The sequence below is a fragment of the Actinoplanes sp. L3-i22 genome, from assembly GCF_019704555.1.
Classification (GTDB): domain Bacteria; phylum Actinomycetota; class Actinomycetes; order Mycobacteriales; family Micromonosporaceae; genus Actinoplanes.
Map to the genome: position 1 here is coordinate 6,120,106 of NZ_AP024745.1, position 13,290 is coordinate 6,133,395.

Below are 13,290 nucleotides of genomic sequence, written 5' to 3' on the forward strand. Positions count from 1 at the left end.
CAAACTAGTTGGGAGTCAGCCATGCACGCAGCCGTGGTCACCGCCTTCGGCACCCCGCCCCGGTGGCAGGAGTTCCCCGCCCCGATCCCCGGCGACGACGAGATCCTGGTCGACGTCGTCGCGGCCGGCCTGCACCAGCGGGTCCGGTCGGACGCCGACGGCACGCACTACACCTCCGACGGCGTCCTGCCGATGATCCCGGGCATCGACGGCGTCGGCCGCACCGCCGCCGGCGAGCTGCTCTACTTCGTCGCCCACGACACCCCGCTCGGCACCATGGCGGAGCGGGCCGCCGTCGACCGGCGCCGCGCGATCGCCCTGCCGGCCGGCACCGACCCGGTCGCGGTGGCCGCCGCGATGAACCCGGCGATGTCGTCCTGGATCGCCCTGCGCCGCCGGGCGAACCTGCGGCCCGGCGCGTCCGTGCTGGTCCTCGGCGCGACCGGCGGGTCCGGGCAGCTCGCCGTCCAGGTCGCCCGGCATCTCGGCGCGAGCCGGGTGATCGGCGCCGGCCGCGACCCGGAGCGCCTCGCGCTGGTCCGGGAGCTGGGCGCGGACGCCGTCTTCGACCTGACCGACCCGGCCCTGGTCGAGGCGGCCGCCGACGTCGACGTGGTGCTCGACTACCTGTGGGGCAAGCCGGCCGAGCAGCTCCTGCCGGCCCTGCTCACCGCCCGCCCGGATCGTGCCGAGCCGCTGACCTGGGTGGAGATCGGCTCGGTCGCCGGGCCGGAGATCACCCTGCCGTCGTTCCTCCTGCGCGCCGCGGCGGTGTCGATCGTCGGCAGCGGGCAGGGCTCGGTCCGCACCCGGGACATCCTGGCCGAACTGCCCGAGCTCGCCCGGCTGATCACCGACGGCACCTTCCGGATCGACGTGCTCGGCGTGCCGATGCCCCGGGTCACCGAGGCGTGGACCGCCCCGGCCGCGCCCGGACAGCGGATCGTTCTTACACTCGGCGAGTGACCGGGCGGTTCCTGCGCGACCTCGCTGTCTCCCCTGGCTTCGACCCGGCGGCCTACCCGTTCAGCCTGCCGGTCGTGCGCGGGCTGATCGCCGCCGGACGGCTCGACCTCGGGCCCGGCGTCACCTTTCTGGCCGGCGACAACGGTTCCGGAAAATCCACGCTGATCGAGGCGATCGCCGTCGCCGCCGGATTCAACCCGGAAGGCGGCAGCCGCAATTTCCAGTTCGCCACCAAGGCCACCGAATCGACGCTCGGCCAGCATCTGACCGTCGGGCGGGTGGCCGGGCGGCGCGAACGGTCGAACTTCTTCTTCCGCGCCGAATCGTTCTACAACGTGATCACCGAGATCGACAATCTCGGCGTCGGGGACGGATACGGCGGGCGCAGCCTGCACGAGCGCTCGCACGGGGAATCATTCCTGGATCTGATCGAGAAACGGTTCCACCCGAACGGGCTGTACCTGCTCGACGAGCCGGAGGCGGCGCTGTCGCCGCGCGGCTTGCTGATCACCCTGGCCCGGCTGCACGAACTGACCCGGGCCGGATCGCAGATGCTGATCGCGACGCATTCCCCGATCCTGCTGGCGCTGCCCGGGGCGGCCATTCTGCAGATCTCGGCGGACGGGCGGCTGCGGCGGGTGGACTACGACGAGGCCGACGCGGTGCAGGTCACCCGGGACTTCCTGAACGCGCCGGAACGGACGCTCCGGCATCTACTGGCCGACTGAGCTTCGCCTTCGGCTCAGACATATTGCGACGCGGGGCGGCGGGACGGCGCGGCCTCTTCGGTGGCTTCAGAACGATTGACGGTACGGGCGTCGGCCACGGTCACCGTGCTGCCCGACCACACCATCGGATGCCGTGAGTGGTCGTCCCGGACCGGCGTGGGGGTGACCGTGCCGAGGGCGGCGGCGGTCGCGGTCAACTGCGGATCCCACGAGGTGATGGCGGCCGTCCGTACCGTCGGATCGGTTTGCCCGGCGGCGAAGCCGGTCGTTTCCGCATTGCTGAAGTCCGCGGATTCCGCGGTCGTCCGGGGTGCGGAACGGTGGGCGGGCATCGCACTTGCCGGGGTGGCGAAAAGGCCGGCGACCGCCAGGCCGGTGGCCGTGGCGACAAGAACGGAAAATGAACGCTGGCGCATCGGGCGCTCCCCTCGAGAACCGGTGTTGAGATCACTGTGGGGGCGCAGTCTGTGGGCCTGCTGTGCCACGGGCTCCCGATTTCTGTGAACCGAGATCACCCGGCGCCGCCTTCGAACCGGCTCGTCCGGCCCGGCTCGTCCGGCCCGGGTGCGGCGGCGCGGCTCGTCCGGGCGCGGCTCGTCCCGCCCGGGTGTGGCGGCGCGCCAGGAGCAGGCTCGGCTCGGGTGCGGCGGCCGGTCAAGCGAGGAGGGACGCCGGTCAAGCGAGGACGGGGCGGCCGGTCAGGCGAGGGTTTCGGTGACCAGGCGGAGGTCGGCGTCGGGCAGGCCGCCCGGCTTGCGCACCGCGTACTCCCCGTCGCAGACCAGCACGGTCTCGTCGCCGACCCAGTGCGCCGGGCTGTCCAGGATCTGCCGGGCCGCCGCCGCGGCCACCGCCGGAACGTTGTTGCCGACCGACAGCAGTGCCGCCGAGACCAGGTCGAACGCCTCGGGCGGCGCGTCCGCGTCACCGAGCGCCGGCAGCGCGAGCAGCACCCGCCGCGGCGTCGTCGCGATCCGGCGGAACTCGCCCCAGGACAGCCCCGGACCATAGCCGTGGCCCTCCCGCGCGGCCACCGAGATCGCCCGCCCGGGCGCCAGCACCACGTAGTCGTCGCCGCCCTCGAGCTCCGGCCCGTGCCAGATGATCTGCGCGAACCGCTCGCCGATCGGGATCACCGGCCAGGTGCCGGAGGCCCGGATCTCCTCGTCGAGATCGAGCGGGTCGTCATCGTCCCCGAAGAGCGCCCCGATCAGCTCCGGATCCGCGCAGCCGTCGAACATCGCCAGCCAGAACACCCGGCGCTCCAGCAGCGCGGTCCCGTCGGCCAGGACGTCCGCGGGCACGCCGTCATACCGCCGCACGTAGTCGGCGGCCTGCGTCTCGGTCACCATCGATCCGAATCCTATGCCCGCCGCCGGCGCCCGCGACGACAAATCGGGCGCGCTGCCTGGCCCTGCCACTCCCAGGACAACCAGAGCCCTGCCGCCGCGTCCGGGGACGGGGCAGGCTGGGAGCCATGAACAGCAACGCACTTCCCGGCGGGCGCTACCGCGTCGGCGACCTCGACCTGACCCGGTTCGGCTACGGCGCGATGCAGCTCGCCGGGCCGCACGTCTTCGGCCCGCCGAAGGACCGGGACGCGGCGATCGCCGTCCTGCGGACCGCGTTCGACCTCGGGATCAACCACATCGACACGGCCGACTTCTACGGCCCGCACGTGACCAACGAGATCATCCGGGAGGCCCTCTCGCCGTACCGGGAGGAGCTGCACATCGTCACCAAGGTCGGCGCCCGCCGCGACGAGACCGGTGGCTGGCCGCACGCCCGCAGTCCGCAGGAGCTGCGCGACCAGGTCCACGAGAACCTGAAGAACCTCGGGCTCGACACCCTCGACGTGGTCAACCTGCGGGTCGGCGGCTTCGACCGGCCCGAGCCGGGCTCGATCGCGGAGCAGTTCGGCGCGCTCGCCGAGCTGCGCGAGCAGGGCCTGATCCGGCACCTGGGCCTGAGCACGGTCGACGCCGGCCAGATCGCCGAGGCGCAGGCGATCGCGCCGGTCGTCTGTGTGCAGAACTTCTACAACCTGGCGAACCGGGAGGACGACCCGCTGATCGACGCCCTCGCCGCCCAGGGCATCGCGTATGTGCCGTATTTCCCGCTCGGCGGCTTCTCCCCGCTGCAGACCGCGGAGCTGCGGCAGGCCGCCGACGACCTGGGCACGACCGCGATGTCGATCGCGCTCGCCTGGCTGCTGCGGCGCTCCCCGAACATCCTGCTCATTCCGGGTACGTCGTCGGTCGCCCACCTGCGGGAGAACATCGCGGGCGCGGCCCTCGACCTGCCGGCCGACCTGTTCCCGTGAGCAGCGACCGACGAGCAGCGCCCGCCGGCCGGTGAGCGGCGAGCACCGGACGGGCGGCGCGTGACGCGGGCGGCGCGTGACGCGGGCGGCGCGTGACGCGGGCGGCGGGCTCAGTAGGAGGGGGCTGACGGCCGTACCGGGGAAGTCAGTTGCCGGGCGGAACGCCCGAAGCCCGGCAGCAACCGCTCGGTGACCGCCCGCCCGGCCGCCAGCTGGGCCGCGTAGCGGCGACGACGCTCGGCGAGCACCGTCGCGAGGAAGTAGTACGGCGTCGTGCCCGGCGGCGGTGGCGGCGTCACCCGGGCGGCGACCTCGGCGGTCAGCATCCGCTCCAGGCTGCCGCGGTGCGGCTCGCTCAGCTCCGGCGCCCGCGAGACGAACTGCCGCACCTGCCCGGCGAGGTCGTCGTCGACCGCGGACAGGTCGGTGGCGGCCGCCCAGGCGGCGAGGCCGGCCGGCAGCGCCGGGACGAAGCGGAACGGCACCGGCCGCTTCTCGTGCACCACGATCGTGCCCGCGGCCAGGTCGCCGAGGCGGCGCCCCTTCGCCGAGAAGAGCATCACGGCCAGCGTGACCACCCAGGTCAGGAACGGCAGGAGCAGCCCCGGCCACTCGACCGCGAGCCCGATCAGCGCCCGGGTGAACGCGTGCCGCACCCGGATCGGCCCGCCGTCCTCCCGGATCACCCGCAGCCCCATCGCGGACTTGCCGACGCTGCGCCCGTTCGTCCGGACCTCGACCAGGGTCGGGTAGAGGAGCAGCACCAGCACGATCACGATCCGCAGCACGGCGGAGACCAGCGCGTCGTCCACGATGCTGTCCGGCAGCGACGCCAGGATCAGGCCGACGAACAGCATCACCCCACCGGCGACCATGACCTGGATGAGGATGTCGATCCCGAGCGCGATCGCCCGCGAGCCGAGCCGGGCCGGGCGCAGGTCGAGCGCGACGGCTTCGGCGGTCACCAGCTCCGAAGCGGTACCGAGGTCCGAGGCGGTCACCAGGTCCGAGGGTGCGGCGTTCACCCGGACAGTGAACACCACCGGGGCCATCAGGCATACACCGCGTCCACTACGCTTGGCGCGCAACGGACCGGCGGGGGCAGAACGATGATGGATCTCGACGCGTATCTCGCGGAGCGCGGCGGCGAGTGGCACCGCCTGGAGGTGCTGGCGAGCCGGCCGAAACTGGTCAGCCCGGCCGAGATCGACGAGCTGGTGGTGCTCTACCAGCGGGCCGCGACCCACCTGTCGGTGCTGCGCAGCCGCAGTCCGGACCCGGTGATGCTGGCCGACCTGTCCCGCCTGGTCCTGGCTGGCCGGGCCGCGGTCACCCGCAGCAGCGGCGGCTTCTCCTGGCGCCCGCTGCTGGATTTCTTCGCCTACCGGCTGCCCGGTGCGCTCTACCGCACCCGCCGCTGGTGGGGCACCCTCGCGGTGCTGCTGGTCGGCGCGACCGCGGTGATGATCTGGTACATGGGGAGCCACCCGGAGGTGCTGGCGCTGTTCGCCGGCCCCGGGGACATCGACGACGTGGTCAGCAAGTCGTTCGTCGGCTACTACAGCGAGTACCAGGCGCAGAACTTCGCGCTCCAGGTCTGGACGAACAACGCCCTGCTCACCGCCCAGTGCCTGGCCGCCGGCGTGCTGGTCCTGCCGGTCTTCTACCTGCTCTGGTCGAACATGCTGAACACCGCCGTGGTCGGCGGCATGATGGTCAGCCGCGGCGCCGGCGACACCTTCGTGACGTACCTGGCGCCGCACGGCCTGCTGGAGATCACCTGCCTGTTCGTCGGCGCCGGCGTGGGCCTGCGGATCGGCTGGGCCTGGATCGCCCCGGGCCCGGTGCGGACCCGGCTGCAGTCGCTGACCGCCTGGGTCCGCGAGGGCATGGTGGTGGCGGTCGGCCTGGTCCCGACGCTGGCGGTGGCCGGCTGCCTGGAGGCGTTCGTGACCCCGTCGGCGCTGCCGGCCCCGGCCCGGATCGGCATCGGCGCCGCGGTCTGGCTCGGCTTCCTCTTCTACGCCCTGGTCTGGGGTCGCGAGGCCAGCGAGCGCCGCCCGGCCGGCCCGGAGTCCGCCGACCTGCCGACCGCCTGAGCCCCCGGCCCTACAGGCGGCCGGTGGCCTTGAGTAGCAGGTAGACGTCGGCGACCTTGCCGGCGAAGGTGTCCGCGTCCGCGTCGACCACGGTCGCGCCGGAGCGGCCCAGCACGTCGCGCACCCGGTCCCGCTCGAACAGCACCCGCTCGGCGGCCGCCGCCACGTGCACGTCGGCCGCCTTGGACCGCTCGCCCACCTCGGCCATCCGGGCGACCGCCGGGTCCCGCACCCCGGCCACGATCACCTTGTGCCGGGCGGCGAGCCGGGCCAGCACCGGCAGCAGCCCCTCGATCATCGGCGCGGTGTCCAGCGCCGTGAAGATCACCACCAGGGCCCGTTTCCGGTCGCGGCGCAGCAGTTCCCGGGCCAGCAGCGAGAAGTCCGTCTCGACCAGGGCCGGTTCGAGCGACGCCATCGCGTCGATCAGCCGGGGCAGCTGCACCCGGTGGCCGCCGCCCTCGACCCGGGCCCGCACCGACGCGTCCAGCGCGAGCAGGTCCACTTTGTCGTCGGCGCGGGCGGCCAGGACGGACAGCAGCAGCGCCGCGTCGATCGTGGCGTCCAGCCGGGGCGCGTCGCCGACCCGGACCGCCGAGGTACGCCCGGTGTCGAGCACGCAGTAGACCCGCCGGTCCCGTTCCGGACGCCAGGTCCGGACGACGACGTCGTGGTGCCGGGCGCTGGCCCGCCAGTCGATCGACCGGACGTCGTCGCCGAACACGTACTCCCGCAGCACGTCGAACTCGGTCCCGTGCCCGCGCCCGCGGGTGACCACGGTCCCGTCGAGCACCCGGATCCGGGCGAGCTTCTCCGGCAGGATCCGCCGGGACGGGAAGCGCGGCAGCACCCGCAGCGTCCAGGCCGGCGTGATCTTCTCGTTCCAGGCCCGGCGGCGCTGCCGGTACGCGAACCCGAGCGGCCCCCGCGACCGCAGCGTCACCCGGACCGCGGGCCGGTCCCCGTGCCGGGTCGGCACCAGCGTGGTGGTGACCGTCTCGGCGGCGTCCGGCTCCAGCCAGAGCTCGTGGCTCAGCGGCCCGGCGCCGGCCGACGGCACCCAGCTGTCGCGCAGACTGAGCCGGATCGACCGGCCGGACGTGTTGGTCACGGTCAGCGTCGTCGTCGCGGTGTTGCCCAGCCAGACCGTCCGGTCCCCGTCGCGCCGCAGTTCGACGCCGTCCAGCGGCCCGGCGACGAGCAGGTCGACCAGCGCGAGCCCGGCGGCGAGCGCCAGCACCCCGCCGACCGCGAGCCAGGGCGCGGGCAGCAGGGCCGGCAACGGCAGCCCGAGCAGGAGCAGGACGGCGAAACGCCTGGTGATCATCGCGGCGCCGGCACCGACGTCAGGACGGTGGCCAGCACCGACTCGACGGTCACGCCGTCCAGCTCGGCGTCGGCGCGCAGCCGGACGCGGTGGCGCAGGGTCGGCAGGGCGTAGCCCTTGACGTCGTCCGGCACGACGTACTCGCGGCCGTTCAGCCACGCGTGCGCCTTGCTGACCGCGAGCAGCGCGGTCGCGCCGCGCGGGGACGCGCCCAGCTCCAGGGCGGGGGCGACCCGGGTGGCCCGGCAGACGTCCACGATGTAGGCGAGCACGGTGTCGGCGACCTGCACCCGCTGCACCGCGGCCCGGCCGGCGGCCAGGTCGGCGGCGCCGGCCACGGCGGTGACCCCGGCGGCCTTGAGGTCGCGCGGGTCGAAGCCGTTGTGGTGGGCGCGCAGCACGTTCAGCTCGGCCTCGCGCTCGGGCAGCGGGACGCTCAGCTTGAGCAGGAAGCGGTCGAGCTGAGCCTCCGGCAGCGGGTACGTCCCCTCGTACTCGATCGGGTTCTGGGTCGCCGCCACCAGGAACGGCTGCGGCAGCGGCCGGGCCGTCCCGTCGACGCTGACCTGGCGTTCCTCCATCGCTTCGAGCAGCGCGGCCTGGGTCTTCGGCGGCGTCCGGTTGATCTCGTCGGCGAGCAGCAGGTTGGTGAAGACCGGGCCGGCCCGGAAGTTGAACGCGGCGGTCCGCGAGTCGTAGACCAGCGAGCCGGTCACGTCGCCGGGCATCAGGTCGGGGGTGAACTGGACCCGCTTGGTGTCCAGGTCCAGGGCCGCGGCCAGGGTCCGGACCAGCAGTGTCTTGGCCACCCCGGGCACGCCTTCGAGGAGTACGTGGCCGCCGCAGAGCAGCGCCACCACGACGCCGCCGATCACCGCGTCCTGGCCGACGACGGCCTTGCCGACCTCGGTGCGCAGCCGGCCCAGGGCGAGGCGGGCCTGGTGGGCGTCGGGGCTCACGAGGGCATCGGTGGTCACGACTGGTCTCCTTCGAATCCGGTGATCTCGCGTACCAGGTTCTGTACGGCGTGGGCGGCCGAGACCAGCTCGGCATCGTTCTCGGGGTGGAAGTCGGCGAGGATCTCACGGACGTCCGCCACGTCGTACCCGGCGCTGTCGGCGATCTCCTCGAGGCTCGCGCCGGGCGCCAGGCCGAGGTGCGCGACGATCCGCCGGCGCGCGGCGGCCCGCAGGATGTCCAGCGACTCGTCCCGGGCCTGGGCCCGCTGGTAGAGCCGGGCGTGCCCGAGCATCGTCTCGTTCGCCGGGACCCGGGACGGCAGCGGCTCGGCCACCGGCGCGCCGAGCCGGCGGGCGGCGGCGATCGCCAGGGCCAGCAGCGCGAGCAGGAGCAGGACCAGGCCGGCCCAGAACGCCGGCGGGAACGCCTGGCCGAGCGGGTTCGGCGCGGACTGGCTCTGCGGGCGCTCGCGCGGCGCGGTGTCGCGGGGGTCGCCCGCGCTGGACGACTCGCGCGGCTCCTGGCTGTCCGGCACCGCGTCCGGCGTCCGGGACCTCTCGGCCGTCGGCGAGGAGCTCGGCGTCGGCAGCACCTCTTTCCGGTGCACGTCGAGCCAGACCACCCGGGGCGTCTCGGCGAGCAGCCCGACGGCGAGCGCGCCGTTGCCGTGCTCGCCGATCCGGTCGTTGCGGAACGGATCGGCCGCCCCGACCACGGTGACCGCGGCGCCGCCCCAGACGAACCTGATGAGCGCGCCGTCGTAGCAGCTGGCCGAGCTGACCGGGGTGTCGTACCGCAGCCGGGTCACGGCGGCCGGGCCGGCCGCGACCGCGACCGGGTCGGCGCAGCCCGGGCCGGTGACGCCGGTGGTCCAGCGTTCGCCGCCGACGTGGATCGGCCAGTCGGTGGTCGCGATCGCGGCGGCGGACGGGGCGACCACCACGATCCGGGTGCCGCCGGGCACCGCCCCGGAGCGGCTCAGCTGAACGAGGTCGGCCAGCTCGGGCGTGGTGACGAACAGGGTCGCCGGCGTGCCGCGCAGCGCCGAGAGCGCGGCCACCGTCGTCGTCTCGCGGACCACCACCACCCCGCGGTCGCGCAGCCGGCCGGCGAGCTGGTCGGAGCCGATGTCCGCGGCGCTGACCGGGGACAGGAAGTCGGCGTCCTCCGGGTCGGGCTGCTCGATCGCGTGCACGATCAGGGTGCCGACGACCAGCAGGAACAGCACGGTGAACGGGATCACCACGCGCAGCCAGCGCCGGTCGCGCCGGGCTTTCGGCGCGGCTTTCACCGGCGGCTGCAGGGTCGCGGTCACTTCGCCCCTTCCCGCGATGCGCTGAGCGAGGAGCGGACCTCGGTGGTGAGGGCGCGCATCCGGTCGTCGTGCCCGGCGGACGCCTCCCGCTTGCCGTACCAGATCTCCGAGAAGATCGCGGTGGCGCCACCGAGCGGCGACGCGACGACCGGCCGCCGGACGGCGGCGTCCGCGGTGAGCTCCAGGGCGGTGGTGCCGGGCTGCGGCGTGATCACCCCGGCCCGGGTCAGGTCGCCGACGGTCTCCCGCAGCCGCTCCCGGATCGCCTCGGCATAGCGCCCCTCGGCGGCGAGCCGATCCGCCAGCGACAGCCCGGCGGCGGCGGCCGGCGGCGCGGCCTCGACGGCCGCCTCCGGCAAGACCACGAGGGGCTTCGCCGCCGGCTTGGCCTTCGCTTTCGGCTTGCGGCGCCGGCGCGGCAAACGCCAATTCAGCCGTACGCGCGGAAACCGCCACCGCGGAAACCGGAAGCGCGGCCGCCGGAACCGCGGCATCCGGGGCATCCGGCGCGGCACCCAGGCCGGGAACCAGTACCACAGAGCCGCGACCAGCCCGGTCAGCGCGAGCAGGAGCAGCAGCACGATCTGCGGCGACAGCCCGTCGAACAACGCGCCGACCAACTCGTCGTAGGTCCTCATCGCGCGTCCACCAGCGTCGCCGCCTCGTCCTCGCCGCGCGCCCGGCTCCGGTTCAGCGCGATGTCCAGGCCCTCGGTCCGGATCCGCGCCTCGACCAGCAGCACCGCGTCCAGGCAGGCCAGCGCCGCGTACGCGACGGTGTTCGCCACCCCCCACGCGGCCGGGACCGCCCAGCTCAGCCAGCTCGCGTCGAGCACGTTGTAGGCCAGCATGTCGGCGACCGCGATCCAGCCGAGCCCGAGCGCGGCGCGGATCCCCAGCCAGCTCAGATAGCCCAGGATCCGGATCCGGACGACCCGCAGCCCGCCGCGCCCGGACAGCCGGGCCGACCGCCACAGCGCGCCGAACGGGTTGCCCGGCCGGTCCAGCGTCAGGATCGGGGTGGTCAGGCCGGTCAGCGCGTAGAGCACGATCACCCCGGCCAGCCCGAAGTACGCGGCCGGCCAGGCGACCGCGGCCAGCAGCACCGCGATCAGCAGCGCCCAGCCCAGCCGGGCGCGCCGCAGCACCGCCCCGTTGCCCATCGACCGCCCCAGCAGCGCCGGCCCGGCCGCCGCACCGGTGAACGCCCCGAGCAGCGTGATGATCCCGACCTCGATCGCCAGCCCGGTCGCGACGATCTGCCACCAGGCCGCGAAGTCCCACTCGTCGGGGAACCAGAACGGCGGGTACAGCGACGGCACGGCCAGCCGCATCCGGGTCAGCAGCACCTGCTCCCCGGCCGCCAGCACCGCCGCCACGACCAGCAGCGGCAGCGCCCGCTGCCGCAGCAACGCCACCGCACTGTCCAGCGACTCCCCCGCGGTCGTCGCCCGCAACGGCAGGATCGCCGGTTGCCGACGAGATCGCGCCGCTTCTCCCCGCATGGCGGGCATCCTAGAAGACCGGTACGACACGCCCTGTCATAGACCCCCATGACCACGTCGGGACGACCAAACCAGGACCCGGTTCCGGTACGCCCCTGAGCACGCCCGTCCAGCACTCCGGAGACCTGGACGTCGCCTCGCCACCGCCGACCGGATCGTCGCCGCCCTCGGCGACCCGCGCCGGGAACGCCGCCCGCCGCCCCGACGTGCCAGAATGACGCTCATGATCGAAAGAATCGAGTTCCGCACCCGCCGGTGACCGGCACCCTGTTCGACCACGCACTGCGCCTGCACCGGCTCACCCCGGACGGCCCCCTCCGGCACGACGGCGAGCCCTGTCCCGACCATGGCGCCCGCTACGTTCACGGTGGGAAGGACGAGCGCCGCAAAGGTGCCGACGCCGCCGCGCTTCTCGACCGGCACTTCGCCGATCCGGAGGCCCGCCCCAGCGATCTGGCCGGCGCGTTCCGGCAGGTCCACGTGCCGATCCACCGCAACGACCACCTCGCGGCCGCGGCGCTGCGCGCCGATCGCGATCGCGTCCGGCAGACCGGCCGCTGGCTGGTCCGGCACAGCACCGACAGGAACGGCGCGACCGCCGGCCTGGCTCTGCTCGCCACCGACTGGAACAAGGCTGACATTCCGCTGATCCAGACGATCGGCCTGCTGTCCAGCCACTTCGCTCCCCTGGCGGCCACTGCGCTGCGGCGGCGCGGGGACGAGGACGCCCTCCTCTGGCTGGCCCGGCGTTCGGCCGACTGGGGGCGCGTCTACCTGGTCGAGGAGCTGTGCCGATACGGCCCGGTCAGGTCCCGGGACTGGCTCCTGCGGCACTCCTTCGACGGCGACTACCTCAACGCCTACTTCGCCGTCCAGGTAGCCATCGCCGCCGACCTGCACACCGCACTGGTCGAGGGCGAGCCGGACGACGAGCTGCTCGACCACACCGGCCGCCTGCTCAGCTGCATAGCCGGGCCCGGTGGCCCGAGCAGCAACCTCGCCGACTACCCCGCCGGCCGTCCGGTCGTCGACGCCCATGCACGGCACGTCGCGCGACAGGAACCGACCTTCGAGCGCTTCGTGAACGTCGCCCAGGTCGCCCAACAGCTGTCCCGGGATCCCGGAAGCAACGGCTTCGCCGCAGAACACACCGCCGATTTCGTACGCCGTTACCGCACGGTCCTCGATCGTCCGGAGTGGTGCGCGGCCGTCCACCACGGTCTCGCCGCGCGCCACGAGTTCGTCGCTTGGTGCACCAGGCTGGGCCGGCAACTGGGCCTGAAGGCATTCACCGGCTGAGCCGATCTAGGCGGTCCAGAAGGCGTGCAGGCGGATGTCGGCGCGCGGCCACCCGCGATCGTGGATCAGGTGGGCGCGCACCTTCTGGCAGGTGCGCGCCTCCCCCGCGACATACGCCACCCCAGGCTCCTCCGGCAGCCGCAGCGTCTTGAGCGCGCCGAGCAGCGCCGGCGACGACGCGGCACTCGCGCCGTTGCGATAGGCCCAGTCGATCTCCGCACCCCGGGGCAGGTCGGGCCGGTCGTCGGGCGTGTCCACCTCGATCACCCCGTGGACCGGCACCCCGCCCGGCACCGCCCGCAGGATCGCCCCCATCGCCACGGAGCCGGTCTCCTCCCCCACCACGAGGTGGTACGGAGCATCCCCCCGTACCGTCAATCGCCCCTCCGGCGGAGTGACCGCGACCGCGTCGCCCACCCGGACCGAAGCGGCCCATCGCGCCCCCGGCCCGTCGTGCCCGTGCGTCACCACCCGCAGCTCCATCGCACCCCGCGGGTCGTAGTCCCAGATCGTGTAGCTGCGCCACCCCTTCCGCAATGCCTCGATCAGCCCGGCCGGCGACCCGGGCAGCACGGTGAGGTGCTGCCCGGGCTGCCACGCGAGGTCGCGCAGCGCCGGGCCGCTGAGACCAATCTGCACCATCGACGGTGTCACCGCGGTGACAGTCCTGACGGGCGCGCGCCGCACCATTCGATCGAGCAGGCCGGGCACCTTGATCACCTCAGATCTCCGCAGGTCATGGCATGATTATGAGCAATTGCTCGCATCC

14 protein-coding genes are annotated in these 13,290 nt (G+C 73.8%); 5 read left to right on the forward strand and 9 right to left on the reverse strand.

What is annotated here, in order from left to right; genetic code table 11:
• Positions 1 to 21 precede the first annotated feature (21 nt).
• Positions 22 to 966 (forward strand): zinc-binding alcohol dehydrogenase family protein, encoded by a 945-nt coding sequence (locus L3i22_RS27505; RefSeq protein ID WP_221320429.1) that lies wholly within the window; start codon positions 22 to 24, stop codon positions 964 to 966.
• The gene (locus L3i22_RS27510) at positions 963 to 1,694 is read left to right on the forward strand and encodes an AAA family ATPase (RefSeq protein ID WP_255657171.1); all 732 of its coding nucleotides are present in this window, start codon (positions 963 to 965) and stop codon (positions 1,692 to 1,694) included. The genes L3i22_RS27505 and L3i22_RS27510 overlap by 4 nt, the downstream gene beginning before the upstream one ends.
• 14 nt (positions 1,695 to 1,708) lie before the next feature.
• Here the strand turns inward: L3i22_RS27510 and L3i22_RS27515 are convergent, their stop codons facing one another.
• Positions 1,709 to 2,179, reverse strand: coding sequence for a hypothetical protein (locus L3i22_RS27515; protein WP_221320430.1), 471 nt, complete (start codon positions 2,177 to 2,179; stop codon positions 1,709 to 1,711).
• A 213-nt stretch (positions 2,180 to 2,392) separates the two neighbouring features.
• Entirely contained in the window at positions 2,393 to 3,046 is a 654-nt protein-coding gene (locus tag L3i22_RS27520; RefSeq protein ID WP_221320431.1) for a hypothetical protein, read from the reverse strand.
• A gap of 125 nt (positions 3,047 to 3,171) precedes the next feature.
• Here L3i22_RS27520 and L3i22_RS27525 point away from each other — a divergent pair, with 125 nt between their 5' ends.
• Entirely contained in the window at positions 3,172 to 4,017 is an 846-nt protein-coding gene (locus tag L3i22_RS27525) for an oxidoreductase (RefSeq protein ID WP_221320432.1), read from the forward strand.
• Between the two features lie 110 nt (positions 4,018 to 4,127).
• Here the strand turns inward: L3i22_RS27525 and L3i22_RS27530 are convergent, their stop codons facing one another.
• Complete coding sequence (locus tag L3i22_RS27530) at positions 4,128 to 5,042, reverse strand: RDD family protein (protein WP_255657172.1); 915 nt, start codon at positions 5,040 to 5,042, stop codon at positions 4,128 to 4,130.
• A gap of 87 nt (positions 5,043 to 5,129) precedes the next feature.
• Between L3i22_RS27530 and L3i22_RS27535 the strand changes: the two genes are divergently transcribed.
• Positions 5,130 to 6,116 (forward strand): stage II sporulation protein M, encoded by a 987-nt coding sequence (locus L3i22_RS27535; protein WP_221320434.1) that lies wholly within the window; start codon positions 5,130 to 5,132, stop codon positions 6,114 to 6,116.
• A 10-nt stretch (positions 6,117 to 6,126) separates the two neighbouring features.
• Here the strand turns inward: L3i22_RS27535 and L3i22_RS27540 are convergent, their stop codons facing one another.
• Genes L3i22_RS27540 through L3i22_RS27560 form a run of 5 tightly spaced genes read right to left on the reverse strand, consistent with a single transcriptional unit; the run spans position 6,127 to position 11,222 of the window.
• Entirely contained in the window at positions 6,127 to 7,443 is a 1,317-nt protein-coding gene (locus L3i22_RS27540) for a DUF58 domain-containing protein (RefSeq protein ID WP_221320435.1), read from the reverse strand.
• Complete coding sequence (locus L3i22_RS27545; protein WP_370644244.1) at positions 7,440 to 8,420, reverse strand: AAA family ATPase; 981 nt, start codon at positions 8,418 to 8,420, stop codon at positions 7,440 to 7,442. Before L3i22_RS27545 ends, L3i22_RS27540 begins: the two co-directional genes overlap by 4 nt.
• A complete protein-coding gene (locus L3i22_RS27550) occupies positions 8,417 to 9,718 on the reverse strand; it encodes a DUF4350 domain-containing protein (RefSeq protein WP_221320436.1) in 1,302 nt (433 codons plus the stop codon). The genes L3i22_RS27545 and L3i22_RS27550 overlap by 4 nt, the downstream gene beginning before the upstream one ends.
• Positions 9,715 to 10,356, reverse strand: coding sequence for a DUF4129 domain-containing protein (locus tag L3i22_RS27555; protein WP_221320437.1), 642 nt, complete (start codon positions 10,354 to 10,356; stop codon positions 9,715 to 9,717). Before L3i22_RS27555 ends, L3i22_RS27550 begins: the two co-directional genes overlap by 4 nt.
• Positions 10,353 to 11,222 (reverse strand): hypothetical protein, encoded by an 870-nt coding sequence (locus L3i22_RS27560; RefSeq protein WP_221320438.1) that lies wholly within the window; start codon positions 11,220 to 11,222, stop codon positions 10,353 to 10,355. Before L3i22_RS27560 ends, L3i22_RS27555 begins: the two co-directional genes overlap by 4 nt.
• Before the next feature lie 255 nt (positions 11,223 to 11,477).
• Here L3i22_RS27560 and L3i22_RS27565 point away from each other — a divergent pair, with 255 nt between their 5' ends.
• Positions 11,478 to 12,521: a hypothetical protein gene (locus tag L3i22_RS27565; protein WP_221320439.1), complete on the forward strand. Its 1,044-nt coding sequence runs from the start codon at positions 11,478 to 11,480 to the stop codon at positions 12,519 to 12,521.
• 6 nt (positions 12,522 to 12,527) lie between these two features.
• Here the strand turns inward: L3i22_RS27565 and L3i22_RS27570 are convergent, their stop codons facing one another.
• Positions 12,528 to 13,211: a siderophore-interacting protein gene (locus L3i22_RS27570; RefSeq protein ID WP_255658718.1), complete on the reverse strand. Its 684-nt coding sequence runs from the start codon at positions 13,209 to 13,211 to the stop codon at positions 12,528 to 12,530.
• Positions 13,212 to 13,290: the final 79 nt, after the last annotated feature.

Coding starts and splice junctions, on each gene's coding strand:
- L3i22_RS27505 (WP_221320429.1), top strand. CDS start 22: ATGCACGCAGCCGTGGTCACCGCCTTCGGCACCCCGCCCCGGTGGCAG.
- L3i22_RS27520 (WP_221320431.1), bottom strand. CDS start 3,046: ATGGTGACCGAGACGCAGGCCGCCGACTACGTGCGGCGGTATGACGGC.
- L3i22_RS27525 (WP_221320432.1), top strand. CDS start 3,172: ATGAACAGCAACGCACTTCCCGGCGGGCGCTACCGCGTCGGCGACCTC.
- L3i22_RS27535 (WP_221320434.1), top strand. CDS start 5,130: ATGGATCTCGACGCGTATCTCGCGGAGCGCGGCGGCGAGTGGCACCGC.
- L3i22_RS27540 (WP_221320435.1), bottom strand. CDS start 7,443: ATGATCACCAGGCGTTTCGCCGTCCTGCTCCTGCTCGGGCTGCCGTTG.
- L3i22_RS27555 (WP_221320437.1), bottom strand. CDS start 10,356: ATGAGGACCTACGACGAGTTGGTCGGCGCGTTGTTCGACGGGCTGTCG.
- L3i22_RS27560 (WP_221320438.1), bottom strand. CDS start 11,222: ATGCGGGGAGAAGCGGCGCGATCTCGTCGGCAACCGGCGATCCTGCCG.
- L3i22_RS27570 (WP_255658718.1), bottom strand. CDS start 13,211: ATGGTGCGGCGCGCGCCCGTCAGGACTGTCACCGCGGTGACACCGTCG.